The sequence below is a fragment of the Roseateles sp. GW821-FHT09G09 genome (assembly GCF_059415965.1).
In genome coordinates this window covers 1-18,615 of the sequence record NZ_JBWKOG010000011.1, presented here as the reverse complement: position 1 = coordinate 18,615, position 18,615 = coordinate 1, and the positions used below count along the sequence as shown (strand labels likewise).

The following is an 18,615-nucleotide window of genomic DNA, read 5'->3' as shown; positions in this document are numbered from 1 at the left end:
GGCGCCCTCTGCTCTTCGTTTCCGTCCTCGCGCGTCCTTGCCCGCCATCACCCGCCATCACCCGCCATCACGGGCCATCACGGGCCGTCACGGGCCACCGGCGCGACGCCAACGCGTCATGCGCTCCAGAAGGCCTCACACCTGCATGCGCATCACGTCCTGGTAGGACTCCAGCAGCCGGTTGCGCACCTGCAGGAAGAGCTGGAACGAGATCCGGCTTTCTTCCATCTTCATCATGACCTGATGGAGGTTGACGGGCTGGCCCTCGGCCAGCGCGCGCATCGACGACTGCGCCTGCGTCCAGTCCGACTGCACGCCCTGCAGGCCGTCGCTGACCAGCTTGCCGAAGTCGGCGCCGCCGACGGTGCCCGGCGCACCGGCCGCTGCCGTCGCGGCGTTGGCGCCGGCGCCCTGCGCGGCGGTCGTCGCGGCCCAGGCCACGGGCCGAAGCTCGGTCAGCGCCGACAGCGCCATGCCCGGTTCGATGAAGGGGATCGCCTGCGTCATGTCAGCCTCCGTTGCCGATGTCCAGCGCGCGCAGCGCCATCGTGCGGCCGGTGTTGAGCGCGGCGACATTGGCCTCGTAGGCCCGCGACGCGCTCATCATCAGCATCATTTCAGCCGCGTTGTCGACGGCCGGGTAGTACACCTTGCCCGCGGCGTCGGCCATCGGGTGGGCGGGGTCCTGCACCGCGCGGGCCTCGGCCCCCACGGGCTCGATCTGGTAGGCCGGACCGGTCAGGCCCTGGCGCACCATCGCGTCGAAGCCCACGCCGCCGACCGCCTGCGACGCGGCCAGCGCCGTCACGCGCAGCGGCTGGAAACCGCCGCGCGCGCTGCCGCTCACGGTGTTGGCGTTGGCCAGGTTGGCCGCCGAGATCTCATAGCGCAGGCGCTCCAGATCCATGCCGGCGGCGCTGATGGCGAAACTCGCTTGGATGTCCATGTGGGGTCCTTCGTGTTCTTCGTGTGCTTCGTGCTTCGTGCGGGTGGTGCTGGTCGTGCTTGTCGCGTTCCTGGCGTCAGGCGCGTTCTGGCGTCAGCGGCGTTGCGAGTTCAGCGCTTGCCTTCGGTCACCGCGCTCTGCAGCACGCCGTAATGGCGCGACAGCGCCTTGAGCAGGGCCTGGTACTGCAGGCTGTTGGCGGCCATGTCCACGGCCTCCTGGTCCAGCCGGACCGGCATGGGCTCGCCGCCGGGGCCGAGCGCAGGGACGACCTCGGGCGCGGCGGGCACGCCGGTGCTCGAGAGCGCATCCATCTGCGCCTCGAAGCTCACGGTCTGGCGCGCATAGCCGGCGGCGCCGGCGTTGGCGATGTTGGCGGCGATCACGCGGTGGCGCAGTTCCGCCGCGTCGAGGGCGGCGCCGACCAGCGCGGTGGAGAGGGCTTCGATCTGCATGGGGAAGTCTTTCGGAAGTCGGTCGTCAGGACGTGGTCAGGGTGCGGTCACTGCACGATGAGGTCGGCGTGCAATGCACCCGCGGCCTTGACGGCGCGCAGCACGGAGATCACGTCGCGCGTGCCGATGCGCATGCGGGTGAGCGCCTGCACGAGGTCGGCGACGGTGTTGTCGGCGGTCACGTAGGCGGCGCGTTCGTTGTCGCCGACGTCCAGCCGGCTGTTGGTCACCAGCGCCGTGCGCACGCCGCCGCCCGGCCGGCCGATCACCAGCGGCTGAGACACCGAGGTCTCGGCCGAGACCGACACGCGCAGCTCGCCGTGCGACACCGCGACCGCGGAGATGCGCACGTCGCCGCCGGCCACCACGGTGCCGGTGCGTTCGTTGATGACGACGCGCGCGCGGCGGTCGGGGTGCACGGTGACGTTCTCGATCTGCGCGAGGAAGGCCACCGGGCGCGCCTGGTAGGCGTCGGGGATCTGGATCTCCACGCCGCCGGCGTCGCGCGGTTCGGCCAGCGTGACGCCGAAGCGCGCGTTGATCGCGTCCGCCATGCGCGACGAGGTCGTGTAGTCGGGCTCGTTGAGCACGAAGGTGACCGTGGCACGCGCGGCCTGCGCCGGCAGGCCGGTCTCGACGGTCGCCCCGCCGGGGATCGCGCCCACGGTGGGATGGTTCTTCTGCACCACGTTGCCGTTGGCGTCGTAGCGGTAGCCGCCCACCGCCAGCGGTCCCTGCGACAGCGCATAGATGCGGCCGTTGGGCGCCTTCAGCGCCGTCAGCAGCAGCGTGCCGCCGACGAGGCTGCGCGCGTCGCCGATGGAGGTCACCGTGACGTCGATCGTGTCGCCGGGCTTGGCGAAGGGCGGCAGCTGCGCGGTCACCATCACGGCGGCGACGTTGCGGCTCTGCACCTGGTCGGGCGTGACGCTCAGGTTGAACTGCGACAGCGCGTTGGACAGCGCCTGGCGCGTCGCGCGGTTGGACGGACCGTCGCCGGTGCCGGCCAGGCCGGTCACCAGGCCCTGGCCGATCAGCGCGTTCTCGCGCCAGCCCTGCACCTTGCCCAGGTCCTTGAGCCGCAAGGCGTCGTCGGGGGACGGCACGGACGCGGGCGCCGCCGCCAGCGTGGGCGCGCAGGAGAGCGCCGCAGCGAAGGCCATGGCGATGGCCGCAGCCGTCATCGATCGGATCACAGACATCACGGGCCTCATCACAGTCCGAACCACGAGCGCACGCGCTGCCACCACGGCACGCGCTGGCTGTCGGTGAGCGCGCCGGCGCCGTCGTAGTCGATGGTCGCGTCGGCGATCCGGCTCGAGAGCACGACGTTGCCGTCGGTGATGTCCTGCGGACGCACCTGGCCGGTCACGCGGATCTGCTGCTTCTCCTGGTTGATCACCAGCGACTGCTCGCCGCTGACGCGCAGGTCGCCGTTGGGCAGCACCTCGGTCACGGTGACCGACATCTGCGTCACCAGCTTGCCGGCACGCGAGGTGCGTCCGCCGCCGTCGAAGTCGCCGGTCGTGGCGACGCCGACGTCGCGGCGGAAGTTGCTCGAGTCGCGGAACAGCTCGAAGCCCGCCGAGTTCTTGCGATGGCTGCCCGAATCGGCGCTGGCCACGGCGCTGGCGTTCTCGACCACCTGGACCGTCAGCACGTCGCCGACGCGGAAGGCCTTGTTGTCGGCGGTCAGTGGACGGTAGCTGGCCTCCTCGTAGAGGCTCTGCGCGGCGGCGGGCGTCGCGGCGGCGAAGGCCAGCAGCAGCGCGCCGATCATTGCCACGGCGCCCGAGGCCGAGCGCGCGGCCCGGCCGGCGTTGGCCACGGTGCCGAAGAGCGCGGTGCCGATGGGCGCGGCGCTGGCGGCCTTCAGGCCGCGCGCGCCACGTGTCGTGTCGTTCGTCATTTCACCTCCACTTGACCGTCGCCCGCCACGCGGGCCATCACGGTGTCGCGCCGGCCCGGCAGGCGCACGCGCACCCACGAGCCGGCTTGTCCATCCTGCAGCGCGGTCGCCGCCAGTTGCAGCGTCACGCGGCCCGCGGACGCGCTGGCGACGATGCGTTCGCCGCCGCTCACGTCCGGCACCGGCGCCATGCGCGTGCGCAGCAGCGGCGCGCCCGCGGCGATGCGGCCGCGCGCACGCCAGCCGTCCGGCCAGGGCGCGGTCGCGTCGATCGGCTCGGACCAGCCGGCCACGTCGACCGCGCGTCGTTCGAAGTCGTCCGCCGACAGTGGCTCGCCCGGCTGCACGGTGCGGGTCGCGATCCAGGCCTCGACCACGCGATGCATGCGGGCCTGCCAGGCGTCGCTGCGGACCAGACGGCCCTCGCGATACGCCTCCAGGCGCAGCAGCGCGAGGGCGGGCACGCCACCGCCCTGCCCCGGCGGCAGCGACGCGCGATAAGCGAAGCCCGCCTCGCCCGCCGGCAACGCGGCGAGCGCGGCGTCGTCGAGCGCGGGCGGGCTCCGGCCATCGCGCGCATACACGTCCATCGCAGCGGCGACGGCCTCGCCGGGCGTCGCGTGCATCGCGACGTCGGCCCATTTCAGGCGGGCGCTCAAGGGACCGGTCCAGTGCCAGCGCGCGGCGCCGCACTCGCGCAGGCGCGCCTCGACCCACAGCCGGCCGAGCACCACGGTGCGCGCGCCGACGGGTCGCGGCGCGTCGGCGCAGGACGCCCACTCGCCGCTCACGGGCGACACCAGCAGGTCGTTGACGGCCACCGTCGTCGAGGCCGGATCCACCCGGGCCTCGTCGCGCAGACGCAGCGTGCGGCTCGCATCAGCCCACGCCGGAGCGCCGATCGCGCACGCGCCCACTGCGATCACGTAGCTCGCAGCGATGGCGCGCAACGCGACACCACGCCGAGCGGACGAGCCGCTGGCGTCGCGCGTCGACCGGGCCGCCAACGTGAGCATCGCCTGGCGCATCGAGGGGAAAGCCGCGTTGAGCGTCATTGCCGTGCCATCACTTGCGCAGGTTGTTCACCATCGCCAGCATCTCGTCGGAGGCCTGCAGCACCTTGGCATTGGCCTCGTAGGCGCGCTGGGCCAGCATCAGGCCGACGACCTCGTCGCCGAGCTTCACGTTGGACGCTTCCTGGAAGCCCTGGCGGAACACGCCGAAGCCCTGCTCCGCCGCGCGGCCGGAGATCGGCTCGCCGCTGCGGGCGGTGGCGCGGTACAGGCGGTCGCCGAGGGCCTCCAGGCCGTCCTCGTCGTTGAAGCGCACCAGCGCCATCTGGCCGACCACCTGATCGCGGCCCTGCACGTCGCGCGCAGCCACGGTGCCGTCGCTGGCGACGACGAAGTCCTTCGCGCCGGCCGGCAGCACGAGCGCGGACTTGAGCGGATAGCCTTCGGCGGTGGTGATCTGGCCGTCGGTCCCAACGCGCAGATGCCCGCCGCGGCTGAAGGCCGTGCCGCCGTCGGGCAGCAGGACCTCGAGGTAGCCCGCGCCGGCGATCATGAGGTCGGCCGGATCGTCGCTGCGGCGCACGTCGCCAGCGTCCATCACCAGCGACACGCCGTTCACCGACACGCCCAGTCCGCGCGAGGCGGCGGTGGCCACGGTGTCGCTGCCCGCCTGGGGCTCCGCGCCGCGGCTCACCAGGTCGACGAAGCTGACCTTGGACCGCTTGAATCCGGGCGTGGCCATGTTGGCCATGTTGTTGGAAATCGTCTCGACCTGGCGCTGCTGCGCCTGCATGCCGGTGGCGGCGATCTGCAAGGCTTCGATCATGGGGCTGTCTCCTGGAATCCGTTCACAGGTCGGCGAGCTTGCGCACCGCCAGACCCATCATGTCGTCGTACATCTGCGTGGCGCGGGTCATCGACTCGAAGTGCCGCACGGCGCCCATCAGCTGCACCATCTCCTGGGCGGTGTCGACGTTGGAGCCTTCGACGAAACCCTGGCGCACGCCGGCGGCGCCTTCGGCCGCGGCGGAGAGGCGGCCCTCGGTGACGAAGAGTCCGCCGCCCAGCGCCTGCATGCGCGTGCCCGCGTCGGGCACCAGCACGCGCAGCTGGCCGACGACGCGATCCTCCTGGCGCACCGTGCCGTCGGCGGCGACGTCGACCTCGCCGGGCGCCAGCGTCAGCGCGCCGGTGGTGCCCATGAGGGCGTTGCCGGCGGCGTCGACCAGCTCGCCGCGATCGTCGATGCGGAAGCTGGCCTGCCGCGTGTAGGCCGGGCCTTGCGGCGTGCGGACCTCGTAGAAGCCGGGCCCCGACAGCGCCAGGTCGAGCGCGCGGCCGGTGCGGCTCATCGGGCCGGGCTTGAGGTCGCGTCGCGCGTCGACGGTGACCTCGTCCGTGACCGGCGCGGCCATGCCGTCGGCCACCTGCTGGCCGAACGGCGCCGCGGCCGCTTCCAGCCGCTCGACGACCAGCTCGCGCTTGTAGCCGGGCGTCAGCATGTTGGCCATGTTGGCGCTGACGCGCTCCAGGCGGTAGGCGTCGCGCTGCATCGCGGACAGGGTGGTGAGCATCAGGTCGTTCATCGGGACAGTCCTGGAAGCGGAATGGACGTCATCAGCGCCACCAGCGTCGGCCGCGCTGACTCCCTCTCCCGCTTGCGGGAGAGGGCGGGGGTGAGGGCCGGGGTCGTCGTCATGGCGGACATGTTCAAGCGCCCGCGGTGGCCGCAGGCGGCGCGCCGACCACGGCGAAGGATTTCAGTTCGATGGTGCTGGGCACCTCGGCCATCGACAGCACGCGCAGATGCGGCAGCACGCGTTCGGTCATCAGGCGCAGCTGGCGGCGCAGGTCCGGCGCGCACAGCAGCACCGGCAGCGTGTTGCTCTTCATCATCCGTTCGGCGGCGGTGGCCAAGCGCCCCAGCAGCCGCTCGGTCAGTGCCGGATCGAGCGCCGGCGGCGCGCCGTCGCTGCCGCGCAGCGCGCCCAGCAACTGCCCTTCCACCAGCGGGTCCAGCGTCAGCACCTGCAGCGCCGTGCCGTCGCCGACCAGGCCCTGGCAGATCGCTGCGCCCAGGCGCTGGCGCACGCGCTCGCACAGCGTGCCGGTGTCCTTGCCCAGGCGCGCGGCGTCCGACAACGCCTCGAGGATGGCCTCGAGGTTGCGGATGCTGACCTTCTCGCGCAGCAACGCCTGCAGCACGCGCTGGATGTCGCTGACGGAAAGCAGCGTGGGGACGAGTTCCTCGACCAACGTCGGCTGGGTCTGCCGCACGCGCTGCAGCAGGCGCTCGGTCTCAGCGCGCGTGAGCAGCGTCGAGGACTCGCGGCGCAGCACCTCGGTGACGTGGGTCAGCAGCACGGTCTCGGCGTCGACCAGCGTGTAGCGGGCTGCCTGCGCGGTCTCACGATGCTGCGGCGCGATCCAGACGGCGGGCAGGCCGTAGCTGGGATCGCGCGTGACCTCGCCGGGCACGCCGCGGGTGTCGCCGGTCGGGTGGATGGCGAGCCAGCGGTCGGCATGCGCCTCGCCGCGGCCGACCATCACGCCGTCGACGTGGATCTCGTAATGCTCGGGACCGCGGCGGCAGGTGTCGCGCACGGCGATGGTCGGGAGGATCAGGCCGAACTCCTGCGCGTGCAGGCGGCGGAAGGTCTCGAGCCGTTCCTGGAACGGCGCGCCGGCCTTGCCCGCCAGCGTCGACCAGCGGCTGCCGACGCGCAACTCCACCGGCTCGAAGGCCAGCGACGCGTAAGGGTCGCCCGTCCTGCCGCCCGCGCCGGCGCCGGCCGCACCGGGCGCGCCGCTCGTGTCGGCCTGCGCGCCGGCCGGCGAGGCGGCGTCGCCGTCGAGCAGCGCGGCGCGTTGTTTCGCGCGGCGGGAGAACCAGGCCGCGACGGCGAGCAGCACCGCCAGCACCGCCAGCGGCGCGGCGGGGATGCCGGGCAGCAGCAGCATCAGGAACAGCGTGATGGCGACCAGCAGCAGCGCCTTCGGATGGGAGCCGATCTGGCGGAAGACCTCGACGCTGAGGTTGGTGTCGGACGCGGAGCGCGTCACGATGATGCCGGTGCCCACGGCGATGACGAGCGCCGGGACCTGGGTCACGATGCCGTCGCCGATGGTCAGCAGCGTGTAGGTCTGCAGCGCCTGCGACCAGGACATGCCCATCTGCATGACGCCGACGATCATGCCGCCGACGATGTTGATCAGCAGGATGATGATGCCGGCGACGGCGTCGCCCTTGACGAACTTGCTCGCGCCGTCCATCGAGCCGTAGAAGCCGGCCTCGCGCTCGAGGTTCTTGCGACGGCGCTGGGCTTCGGCCTGGTCGATGAAGCCCATGTTGAGGTCGGCGTCGATGCTCATCTGCTGGCCGGGCATGCTGTCCAGCGTGAAGCGGGCGGCGACCTCGGACACGCGTTGCGCGCCGCTGGTCACGACGACGTACTGCACCACGATCAGGATGAAGAAGACGATCAGCCCGATGACGTAGTTGCCGCCCACGACGTAGGAGCCGATGGCCGCGATGACGCGGCCGGCGTCCGCGTCCGACAGGATCAGGCGCGTGGCCGCGACGTTGAGCGACAGCCGGAACAGCGTGGCGATCAGCAGCAGCGACGGGAAGGTCGAGAACTCGACCGGCCGCTGCATGTAGAAGGTCAGCAGCAGGATCAGGAAGGCGAAGCCGAGATTGCCCAGGATGAGCACGTCCAGCAGGCCCGACGGGATGGGCGCGAAGAGGACGATGAGGATGCCGGCGACCAGCGCGACGAGCGCGAGGTCGCTGTGGCGGCCCAGGCCCCCGGAAGAACCGGAAGTGGCGGGTGCGGTGGCGCTCATGCGCGGGCGCCCTGCGAGGAAGCGGCGCCCGCGGGCTGACGCGCCCGACGGGTGTTGATGACCCAGATCATGATCTTGGCGACGGCGGCGTAATGGGCGGCGGGGACGGGTTGATCGGGGCGCATCTCGGCGTGCAGCGCGCGGGCCAGCGAGGGCATGGCGACCACGGGGATGCCGTGGCGGGCGGCGATGGCGCGCATCACCTTGGCGACGACGCCTGTCCCCTTGGCCAGCAGGACCGGGGCGGTCATCACGCCATGCTCGTAGCGCAGCGCGACGGCGTAATGCGTCGGGTTGGTGAGCAGCACCGAGGCGTCGCGGGTGCGGGCGATGGAGGCGCTGCGTTGCAGCAGTTCGCGCTGGAGCTCGCGGATGCGGCGGCGGATGCGGGGATCGCCTTCGCGGTTCTTGTGCTCGTCCTTCATCTCGCGATGGCTCATGCGCATCTTCTTCGCGAACTCGCGGCGCGTGTAGCCGAGGTCCAGCAGCGCGATCACGAACATCGTCAGCGCGAGCTTCCAGCCGACGGAGGCCAGGTCGGCGTGCAGCATCTTCAGGAAGGCCAGGCCGGAGAGGCCGGCGATCTCGTGGAACTGCGGCACCAGGGCCGCGAGCGCGAAGTAGACGACGAGCGACATCACGGCCAGCTTGACGAGGGCGCGGAAGGTCTCGAACAGCGTGCGCAGCGAGAAGATGCGCTTGAAGCCGGTGACGGGGTTCAGGCGCTGCCAGTCGGGCTTGACGGGGGTGGTGCTCCAGACGGCGCCCACCTGCACGAGGTTGGCGAGCATCGCCGCGACCATGATGAGCAGCAGCACGGGCAGCATCAGCGCGGCGCCGTGACGGGCGGCCTCGACGACGGCGGGCCAGTAGACGGGGTCGGCGCGGCCGGCGCGGGTGGCGGTGGCCAGCAGCAGGCGGTCGAAGCGGAACTGGTCGGTCAGCGCCTGGAAGCCGCCGGCGTGGAAGTACAGCATCGCGGCGCCGAAGACGAGCGCGGACACCAGGTCGGCGCTCTTGGCGACCTGGCCCTTCTTGCGCGCCTCGTCCAGCTTGTGCTGGGTGGCGGGCTGGTTGCGATCGAGGTCCTGCTCGGCCATCAGTGCAGCACTCCGGACCACAGGTCGAAGCCGAGCTGGAAGGCGCGGGCGACGAGCGCGTCGGCGGAGCCGATCCACAGCGCGAGCGCGGCGGTGCCGGCGACGACCTTGAGCGGGATGCCGAGCGCGAACATGTTCATCTGCGGCAGGTTGCGGGCGATGACGCCGAGCGCGAACTCGATGAGCATGAGCACGACCACGACGGGGGCGGCCATGGCGAAGCCCAGCGAGAACATGCCGCCGAAGGCGGTGACGGCGGCGGCGACGGCGGCGCCCGGGAGCCAGGCCTGGCCGACGGGGATGAGGTCCAGGCCGCGGGCGAAGCCGATCAGGAAGCTGGCGAAGGCGGTGCCGGAGAAGAAGGCGACGAGGGCCAGCTGCCGGAAGATGCCGGTGAGCACAGGCATCTGCTGGCGGGTGACCGGGTCGAGGACCTGGCCCATGCCGAAGCCGATCTGGATGTCGAGCAGGCGGCCGGCGGTGGTGAAGACGGCGAAGCCGATGTTGATGCCCAGCGAGAGGACGGCGCCGAGGCCGAATTCCGAGAGGCCGGCGCCGGCGAGGCGCCAGGGGTCGGCGAGCAGGTGCTCGGCGCCGGGCACGGGGGTGCGGGCGAGGCAGACGGCGAGCACGAGGCAGAGCGCGGCGCGCAGGGTGCCGGGGAGCGCGGCGCCGATGGGCGACACGACCAGCAGCAGGCCGCTGAGGCGGGCGAGCGTGAGCAGCACGGCGAGGCCGGCCTCACCGGTCGCCCCGGTGATGAGGGTGGAGAGCTCGAGCACGATCCGGCTTCAGAACATCGAAGGGATGCCGGACCAGAGCTGGGTCATGTAGCCCGCGAGCCGCTTGAGGATCCAAGGGCCGAAGACGATGAGGGCGATGGCGGCGGTGACGAGCTTGGGGACGAAGGCCAGGGACATTTCCTGGATCTGGGTCACCACCTGGAAAACGCTGACCAGCAGGCCGACGAGCATCGTCAGGCCGAGCACGGGCAGACAAACCAACAAGCCAGTCCACAGAAGATCCGAGATCATCTGCAGCGCAACATCGGCGCTCATGAAACCACTCCCGATTACCACCGACGCGTGTCGTCGGCCCCTCGTCATGCGAAGGCGGTACATAGCCGCCTGAAAAATGTGTCGCGATCTTAAGCAGATTTTTCAGTTCAGACACATGACAGAAGTAGTAACAGGGCTTTGCTTTCCCCTCAGAAAGGGTCGGGTCTCCTCTGGTAGAGGGCTGGGATCACCCAGATGGGGGGTTGAGCAACAACAGGGGGTCGCGCTGACGACGTCCGTTCGACAGGCGGGCTGGTAAGCGTTGTCAGACGGGGTAAAGCCATGTGGATGAGCGCTTCCAAGTCGAAGGTTCGAGGCGCCCTCTTCCGTTGACCCTGAATGCTCAATCGTCGGCGTCACCGCCTGGCGGGTTGGCTTTGTCGTTGCCGGCACCATAGCGATCGCGCCCGCCAAGACGCGCGAGCCGCCAAGCACCGACAGGATTTGCAGCAGGCAGTGGACGCAGGGCCGACGCTCACGCGCCGGCATACAGCCGCCGCGCCAGCGGCCCGTGCTCGGCGATCACGGCCTCGATTTGCGCGGCATCGCGCGCGTCCAGCGAATCGCGCAGCTCGCGCCATTTGCGCTGCTCGGCCTCGATCCCGGCCAGCCGGCCGGGGTCAGGTTTTGCGGCATCCCGCTCCCGCGCCGCCGCCTCGGCCCCATGCGCGATCAACGCGCCCAGCACGTCCTGCGCCACTTCCAGGCGCAGGCCTCGAGTGAACATCGTGGGCATGGCGAGGCTCCGGTGGGTGGCGACGGCCTCCGCTTCGAGTCAGCGGCCGGTGGGGTCAAGTCTTGTCTGCGCCTACTAGTGCCACGAGTTGCCCCATCATCTCGCTGTGATCCACGGATCCCAGGTTGGAGACAATTCCGTAACCACCCTCGCGTCGATACATGTCGCACATCTCGTGCACCCCTTCACTGACCCATGCTGGGAATTGCTTGAGCAGGTCGGGATCGTGGTACCTGACCATGCAGTCAGCGACAGAGAACACGAGAGTGGACCGCAGGAATTCAATGTTCTCGCCGTGCAAGATCGCTTTCAGTTCGTCGACTTCTGTCTGTGGTGTGGTCATGTCACGGCTTTCCATTCTTCAGGCGCAATTGCTGGAGCCAGTAGTCGCCCTCTTGCACGGCCTCCCAGTGCAGATTCCCTACGCGGTCCGAGCGAACCAGATTCTCGTACTGCTTGACGGAGATGGGTCTCGCTGCCAAGGACTTGAGCGCCTGAGTCTCGTGGATTTCGTGCGACAAGATCTGAACCAGCGCCTCGTCGCTGTCGAAGACAGATTCACGAACATACACGGGAATCCTGTTGGAGCCATCGGCCATGCGGCTTGCAATATTGCCATTGAAGCTGACCGACGGAGCATCTCGTCGGACGTTGCCGTAGGTCGCATCAAACTCGAAGCCCAACTCCTTAGATCGGCGTACGTACTCGCCCTCTGTCAATTTCACAAACCGGTACTCGGCCAACGTCTCGGCATCATGACCCACGCTGCGCAGCAACTGCACGGCCTCATCAGGCGTACGCGTGATCGAGGTGCCGTACAACTCCAAGTTGCTCAATGGCTTGAGGTCGTGCAGGAACTTTCCTTCAGCAAACGCCGCGCCGCCAAGCGTCTTGAACCCGGTACTTAGCCGGCTCAATGGAACGAACGGCGCGAGTACCTCCAGCGTGGTGCCAAACGCTGGCGTGTCGTATCTCGCACGGAAGTCGGAGAAAGATATGGGCTCGTCCCCGTTAGAGCGTGCCCAGGCTCGACGGGCGTAGCCGACCGGGCTGATCGTGTCAGCAATATCAAGCACGTCCACGCCAAGATTCCAGACGGCTCGCCCAGCGTCCTTGAGAGAGCTGGTCAACGTCTTGTTGTCCTTCACCGTCGGTGCGTACTCGCCAGTCCCATGCCAATAGTCCGAGGCCTTCTGCGCAAGACGTGCTCGCACCGCCGCGCTGGCAGCGATCTGGTCCTTTGAAGGTGACATCGGCCTTCCGTTGGCTGCTGGGCCAAGCGGGTTATCCAATGCATCCAGCCCCTCTTGCGCGGCTGCGGCATTGAGCGGCCCCATGCCAATTTCCATTGCTCGTCGCTGCGCAGTGGTCAATCCACTGCTCTCTGTGCCGCCCAAGCGAGCACCCATACCGCCAAGGCCATACAGCGCTTCCTTGCGCGCTGAAACGATGTCGTCCTCGAGATCCGACCCGTTGCGATAGTTGTAGTTGAAGCTTGGCTGGTAGGCATCGCTTTCGCGGTCCATCTCATTGCGATAGTTAGCACTCGTCGGGTCGCGGTCGGATGCCGATGCCAGGCTGTCCCCAATTGCATTGCCAAACGCATCCCCGATCACTTGCGCGTAGTTAATCTTCCCCTTCCCCATCATCGCCATGCTTACGGTCTGCGAGACCATGCCGCGGACCAGACCGTTGGCAACCCGGATGCCATCTGTGGTGATACCCATCTCGTTGTACGAAGCAGCGAGCGAGTCATTCAGGTTATGGGACAGGCCGGCGGCAGCCGCAGAAATAGCCACCGACTTCCAGCTGAAGCCATCTTGCAGCCCGGTGACGACGCCAATGCCTTGAGTGATGGCGTTCGCAGCCGCTGCTTTTGCTGCGGCTTCCATTGCGCCCGAAGCGGCCGAGAACTGCGAAGCTACTGCCCCACCGATCGCAGATAGTCCGACCTGCTTCCAGCTGATGCCGTTCTGCATGCCGAGCGCCACGGCAGTCACCTGTCCCGCGAGCGCTCCTGCGCCGGCGGCGACAGCTGAAGCCCCGAGTTCGCCGACGGCTTCCACGAGTGCCGGGTTCTTCGTTAGGACCGCCACCACGATCGTCACGATGATCACGGCGATCACGCCCAGCGCGCCGCAGCCCTTGTCGACTGGCGGAGGTGGCGGAAGGACCAGCGGGGCCGATGTATCCCCGATCAGCGCTTCCGGCCGGTAGACCGCGCCGCTCGACGATGAGTTGAGCGAGCGCACCACGTTCGGAATCGTGATGGACTGACCCGGGCTCAAAGCAGTGCTGCCGTCCGGCAAGGCATTGGCTTCCGCGATCCGGTACCAGAGCGCGTCATCCCCGTAGAAGCGCTGCGCCAGGCTGCGCATCGTGTCGCCGGCTTGCACGGTGTATGTCAACACGCTGCCCTTGCGCGGGTCGGTGGCGTATCCCAGTCCCGACACGTCCATCCCCACCGAGATCCCCTCACGGTGGTAGGACGTATGACCGTACTCCCAGTCGTATTCCTCGGCTTCCTCCTGCGTCTCCGAGATCGACCCGACACGGCTATCGTTCACATACAGCTGAGTCTCCTGATAGGCGTAGTTCGGATAGGCGCGTTCCGGCGCCGCCGGCTTGGTCCCGAGCGACCCGGCGCTTCCCCCCGATTGGCCGCTCAGCGGGTTCCAGGTCTTCATCGAAGCGTCCTGGTTGGACTGCCCGCTCCACGCCTGACCAGTGCTCACGTAGCTGGTCACGATGTGACCCGCCGTATCCGTCACGTACCACCGGTAGTCCGAGGTGCCGCGCTGCACCTGCAGCACATTGCCGTTGGCATCGTAGGACTGGTACGACTGGCTCGGCACCAGCGCCGTCGCCTTCTGCTGTTCGTTCCAGGTCGTGCCGATCAGGCTCTGTCCGCGCTCCTTGTAGCCATCCTGCAGGTAGTAGGTGTAGCTGGTCGTCGTGAACGAGCTCTTGTAGGTCGGCCGGACCTGGTAGTAGTCGCCGCTGCCGCTCTTGACCGCGTACCCGGTGGTCTGCACCTGCGACAGGTTGCCGGCCGTGTCGTAGCTCATCGTCTGATCGGACAGGATGTACTGGCCGGTCGCCGTGGTCTTCGAAGTTTGCAGCCCCTGCAGGTAGGTCTTGGAGGAGGCCGCCTGCCCATTGGCGTTGAAGGTCGTGGTCGTGGTCGTGAGGCGGACGGGATCACCGCCGCCGAACGGGATCTCCCATCCGGATTCGATCTGGCGTCCATCCGAGAAGTACTCCGTCTGCGACGACACCCTGGCAGCCGACGGCGCGTATGACGCACCGGTCAAGGTGCGCGACGACTCCTTCGTGAGGCGGTCCGCGAAGTCATATTCGTACTCCAGCTGCCAGCCTGCCGGCGTACTGTTCGATTGCTTGCGCGTCGCCAGCCGACGGCGGCCAGCGCCGTCGTAGGCGTAGACGTTCCCGGCATCGATCTCGGAGATCACGCTGTTGACCAGCGAGCCCTCGCTGATCACCACGCGATTCATGCCGTCGTAGGTGAACCATTGGTCGAAGTTGCGGGGGGCGTCGTCCGAAACTCCGCCGTAGCGGGAGTCGTTCTCGTGGTACGACACCGACCCCGACACGCGGCGGCGATTGCCGACCGCGTCGTAAGAGACGTTAAACGAGTACGCGTCCGTGAACAGCGAATAGCCTCGCTCCACCGCGGAGGACAGACGCCCTTGCGTGTCGTAGGTCGAGGTCACGTTGCGATACGTGATCCGGCCTTCCTTGAAGATCTCGCGCGTGCGATTGCCTTCAGCGTCGTAGTCGTAGCGGGTGCTCGAACCGCGGTAGTTGTCGGTGACCTGTCGCAATTGCCCGTTGGCGGCGTACTCGTAGCTCAAACTCTGACCGCGTGTGCTGGTCTGAGTCTTGAGCGCACCCGTCAGATCGTAGCCATAGCTGTAGCTCGCGCCGCCGATATCGATGTGACTCGTCAGCTGGTTCGCGGCGTTGTAGACCCAGGTCGCCACCTGGCCGTTGGCATCGGTCTCCCTGACCTTGTTGTTGGCGGCGTCATACGAGTAGCTCGTCCGCTGTCCCTGCGGCTTCGCGCTCATCGTCAGATTGCCGCGGCCGTCGTACCAATACAGCGTCGTCTGGTTGGCGATCGAAGTTTCTTCGCCGCTGGTCTCACTGATCTTTCGGCCGAGTTCGTCGTATTTGGCCCGTACCAGTTGATAGGTCGGTCCGCCGTTGACCATGACCTTCCGGTTGACCTCACGATCCGCCGGGTCGTACTCATAGCTGTAGCCGCGCCCGACGCCGTCGTTGCGCCAGACCAGTCGTCCCAGTCCGTCGTACTGGTAGGTCTCGACGCTGCGATCACCGCGGTACTCGGCATCCATCAGCCCCGCGTTGTTGAACACCCAGCTCGTGTAGCTGCCGTTGCCGTCGATGGCGCCGACCTGACGCCCCGAGCCGTCGAAGAACGCCTGGCTCAGAATGGCCGCGCTGCTCGACACACCGTTGGCGTTCACGCTGACGACGTTGTGAACGTAGGTTGCGATGGCGTGGTTGCTCGCGTCGTAGCGGTAGGACTGGCGCAGCACATCGTTGCGCGTCACCGAGAGAACGTTGCCCCAGGCATCGAGCGTCTGCGTCGTCACCAACTGCGTATTCGAGCGTCCCTCGTCGTGCGCGACCGAGGTTCCTCGTTGGGCTACCGCACGGCCCAAACGGTCGTATCCAGTCGTGGTTCGGCGCATGTCGCCGTCGACGTCCGTCGCGCTCAGATTGGCCAGATTGACGGTGTCGCTCGTGAAGCTGCTGGTGACGTTGCCCTGAAGGTCGTACCAGTAGATCGTGGTCACGCCCTTCACGGTGCTCTTCCACATGCGACCACCAGCGTCGTACCAGTTCCTCTCGGTGGTTGCACCATCCCGCAAGCGCGCTGTGATCTCCCCGAAATTGTTGTAGACGACCTCCTCGGCGGTATACGTCAGCGCGTCGCCTGACGCCCGCTGCATCAACGTCGACGTACGGGTCTGCCGCCCGGTCTTGTCGTAGCTGAAGAACTGCACTGCGTTTCGATGGACGTTGAGTGACGCCCAGGTCGTTGGGGCCGAATCCTGCAACGCCCACTCGGTGAACGGTTGCCACTGCTTGACCACCTGTCCACGCGCATCGCGCGAATAGAAGGTCTCCGCGCCGGTTGCGTCCCGCGCCCAGGTCAATCGGCTGAGCTTGTCGTAGGCCTGGAGCGCCGTCTGGTCGATGTTGCTCGTTCCGGGAATGACGCCGTCGGTCGTCCGTGTGCCGAGTCGCGTGATGATCAGCGCATTGCCGTAGGCATCGCGGCCATAGACCACCGCCCTGCCCGCTTCATCGATGGTGCCTGTGGTGCGTCCCAGGGCGTCGAAGAAAGTACTGGTCGTCTCGGCGTAGCCGATTTGCGCGCCGTTGCCGATGACGACCTTGCTACTGCGCGTCTGACGTCCAAGCGCATCGTTGGTGAACGTCGTCACCACGTCCACGACTTGAAGCGCCAGCGAGCGGTCGCCCCACCGGATTCCGATCTGCGTGCCTTGCTGTGTCTCGCTCGTCCGGACCCCGCGACGATCGAACGTGGTCGCCGTCACACGGTCATAGCCGCCGGCAGGATCACCGCCATCGACGGCGCGGCTTGACACCGGCTGCGCGTTGACGTCGCCGGCCGGGTCGATGGCCCGCGCATAGTGCGTGACCTTCACCTCATCGCCGAACGCGTTGCGCTCGTGCTGAGTCACGTAGCCCTCGGCGTTGACTTCGCGGACGACCTGCCCCTGCTGGTCGTAGACATAACGCGTGCGGGCGTAGCGATAGCTGGACCGATCCAGCAGTTCGGCGCGCTGGACAACTTCGCCAAAGGCGTTGTAGCCGTATTCGACAAGTCCGACCCAGTTTCCCCAGGCATTGAGCGTCGAGTCGTAGCTGAAGGCAGCCCCTGTGAGATCCGAGCGGCTGACCTTGTCATAGCTCGCCACGATGCGCCCCAGCCTGTCGAAGTAGCTCGACGAACTGCGCGGCGTTCCCGCGTTGGTGATCGCGGCGACTGCAGCGTCGATGGCCGCCGCACTGAGGCCGAGGCTGTCGGAGAACGCCGCGGTCTCGCTCAGGCGCGTGAATCCGCTGTACTCGCCAACCACCGCGGAGTAGTAGTGCGTGGTCACGCCGTGGTTGCCATCGACCTCGTTGATCAGCCGTCCCAGCTTGTCGTAGGTCTTGTAGCTGAGGGCACCGCCGACATCGCGGTTGATGACGGCTTGGCCAAAGACGTCGTAAACCGTCTGCGAGTAGGTCTCGAGAAGCACCTCCGTGCGCGAGATCGTCCCGTTGGCGCCATTGACACTCGCGTTGTCGGCGCCAGCTTCATAGGTTCCCACGGCCTCGTATCGGACGACCGTCTGGCGCCCCAGCGCGTCATACTCGTAGCGCGTCGTGCGCTGCTCCGGACGTCCGACGGCTTCAGTCCGCGAAGCCAGCTGTCCGAACGCGTTGTAGCTCATGCTCGTCTTCACGCTCTCCTGGCTGTTCGGGCGTTGCTGCATGTCGCTGACGTTGCCCAGAACCACTTGCGGCGAGGTCTCGAGGGTGAGGCGCCCGGCCGCGTCGTAGGCGTAGTCGAAGACCGAACCCGCCTGATTGATGTAGCGCGTCTTGTTGCCGAACGCGTCGTACTCATAGGACTCGATGAAACCTTCGCCGTCGGTGCTGGACTTCACTCGACCGGCCGCGTCGTAGCTCAGGCTGCGCGTGCGGTCCTGGCTGGTCCGCACCAGGCGTGCGGCGATCTGATCGCTGGAGGCAACCGAGGGAAGGTCTTGCAACGCCAGCGTCGTGGCGTAGTCAGTCGTGGCTACGACGAGACCGAACTCGTCATACCGACGCTCGCTCACGCTGAAGTACTTGGCTCCGCTGTCGCTGCGTTGCGAGGTCGCGGTGAAACGCAGACGCCTCTCGGCGTCGTAAGTGAAGATGGTCTCGCGCGCATTGGCGAGACTGACGGGCAGCAGCGCCTGGACCGAAGACGGCGACGTGCCATCGGTGATCGCCGCCGGGTTGATGGCCGTGTCGTAGGCGATGGTCCGGGCGACCTCGCCGAACGTGCCGTAGATCGTCTCGACAACGCCACCCAGCGCATCGATGGTGAAACGAGTTCGACCGAGATCGTCCAGCACGTAGCGCGTGCTGCGATCGAGGCTCGTCTGGTTGGACGCGCCCGCGTAGAACGCGTCGAGCGTCGCGAGGTCCGCTGCGCCGCTGTAACGGCGGCCGTAGCGGATCGCCTCGATGAGTCCGCCCTCGGCGTCGAAACGCTGGCGGGTCACACCGCCGATGGCATCGAGGGTGTAGACGGGGCGGCCGGCTGCATCATAGACGTAGCGAGTCGTTCGATCCCGCACTGGATCCAGCAGCGTCGGCAGCAGCTTCGCAAGCGCCGCCTGGCTCCCCGCACCGACCGACTCCGTCGTCGCCAGCGACCAGCCCGGCTCGGCCCACCAGCGATCCGCGACGCCCGGTTGATCGAAGTCCTCCGAGA

At 67.9% G+C, this 18,615-nt stretch carries 15 protein-coding genes; all 15 read right to left on the bottom strand.

The genetic code is table 11. From position 1 onward, the window contains the following. Positions 1-135 precede the first annotated feature (135 nt). On the bottom strand, positions 136-507 hold the full coding sequence (gene fliE / locus AC07O8_RS24370; RefSeq protein ID WP_495050510.1) for a flagellar hook-basal body complex protein FliE: 372 nt from the start codon (positions 505-507) through the stop codon (positions 136-138). Between the two features lies 1 nt (position 508). Further along, positions 509-946, bottom strand: a complete 438-nt coding sequence (locus AC07O8_RS24365) for a flagellar basal body rod protein FlgC (protein ID WP_431256736.1) — start codon at positions 944-946, stop codon at positions 509-511. Positions 947-1,056: 110 nt separating this feature from the next. Beyond that, on the bottom strand, positions 1,057-1,401 hold the full coding sequence (locus AC07O8_RS24360) for a flagellar basal body protein (RefSeq protein WP_495050509.1): 345 nt from the start codon (positions 1,399-1,401) through the stop codon (positions 1,057-1,059). A 47-nt stretch (positions 1,402-1,448) separates the two neighbouring features. Next, positions 1,449-2,603 (bottom strand): flagellar basal body P-ring protein FlgI, encoded by a 1,155-nt coding sequence (locus tag AC07O8_RS24355; RefSeq protein WP_495050508.1) that lies wholly within the window; start codon positions 2,601-2,603, stop codon positions 1,449-1,451. A gap of 11 nt (positions 2,604-2,614) precedes the next feature. Then, on the bottom strand, positions 2,615-3,310 hold the full coding sequence (locus tag AC07O8_RS24350; RefSeq protein WP_495050507.1) for a flagellar basal body L-ring protein FlgH: 696 nt from the start codon (positions 3,308-3,310) through the stop codon (positions 2,615-2,617). Further along, positions 3,307-4,365 carry a flagellar basal body P-ring formation chaperone FlgA gene (gene flgA, locus AC07O8_RS24345; protein WP_495050506.1) on the bottom strand — a complete coding sequence of 353 codons (1,059 nt, stop codon included), beginning with the start codon at positions 4,363-4,365 and terminating at the stop codon, positions 3,307-3,309. The genes AC07O8_RS24350 and flgA overlap by 4 nt, the downstream gene beginning before the upstream one ends. A gap of 10 nt (positions 4,366-4,375) precedes the next feature. Then, complete coding sequence (locus AC07O8_RS24340; protein ID WP_331615837.1) at positions 4,376-5,149, bottom strand: flagellar hook-basal body protein; 774 nt, start codon at positions 5,147-5,149, stop codon at positions 4,376-4,378. A gap of 22 nt (positions 5,150-5,171) precedes the next feature. Next, positions 5,172-5,909 carry a flagellar hook-basal body protein gene (locus AC07O8_RS24335; RefSeq protein ID WP_495050505.1) on the bottom strand — a complete coding sequence of 246 codons (738 nt, stop codon included), beginning with the start codon at positions 5,907-5,909 and terminating at the stop codon, positions 5,172-5,174. Between the two features lie 124 nt (positions 5,910-6,033). Further along, entirely contained in the window at positions 6,034-8,169 is a 2,136-nt protein-coding gene (locus tag AC07O8_RS24330; RefSeq protein WP_495050504.1) for a flagellar biosynthesis protein FlhA, read from the bottom strand. Further along, the gene (locus tag AC07O8_RS24325; protein ID WP_495050503.1) at positions 8,166-9,269 is read right to left on the bottom strand and encodes an EscU/YscU/HrcU family type III secretion system export apparatus switch protein; all 1,104 of its coding nucleotides are present in this window, start codon (positions 9,267-9,269) and stop codon (positions 8,166-8,168) included. Before AC07O8_RS24325 ends, AC07O8_RS24330 begins: the two co-directional genes overlap by 4 nt. Next, positions 9,269-10,051, bottom strand: coding sequence for a flagellar biosynthetic protein FliR (locus AC07O8_RS24320; RefSeq protein ID WP_495050502.1), 783 nt, complete (start codon positions 10,049-10,051; stop codon positions 9,269-9,271). Before AC07O8_RS24320 ends, AC07O8_RS24325 begins: the two co-directional genes overlap by 1 nt. 9 nt (positions 10,052-10,060) lie before the next feature. Then, positions 10,061-10,327, bottom strand: coding sequence for a flagellar biosynthetic protein FliQ (locus tag AC07O8_RS24315; protein ID WP_495050501.1), 267 nt, complete (start codon positions 10,325-10,327; stop codon positions 10,061-10,063). Positions 10,328-10,802: 475 nt separating this feature from the next. Further along, positions 10,803-11,063 carry a hypothetical protein gene (locus AC07O8_RS24310; RefSeq protein WP_495050500.1) on the bottom strand — a complete coding sequence of 87 codons (261 nt, stop codon included), beginning with the start codon at positions 11,061-11,063 and terminating at the stop codon, positions 10,803-10,805. 55 nt (positions 11,064-11,118) lie between these two features. Beyond that, the gene (locus tag AC07O8_RS24305; protein WP_495050499.1) at positions 11,119-11,406 is read right to left on the bottom strand and encodes a hypothetical protein; all 288 of its coding nucleotides are present in this window, start codon (positions 11,404-11,406) and stop codon (positions 11,119-11,121) included. 1 nt (position 11,407) lies between these two features. After that, positions 11,408-18,478, bottom strand: coding sequence for a LysM peptidoglycan-binding domain-containing protein (locus AC07O8_RS24300; RefSeq protein WP_495050498.1), 7,071 nt, complete (start codon positions 18,476-18,478; stop codon positions 11,408-11,410). Between the last annotated feature and the right edge of the window lie 137 nt (positions 18,479-18,615).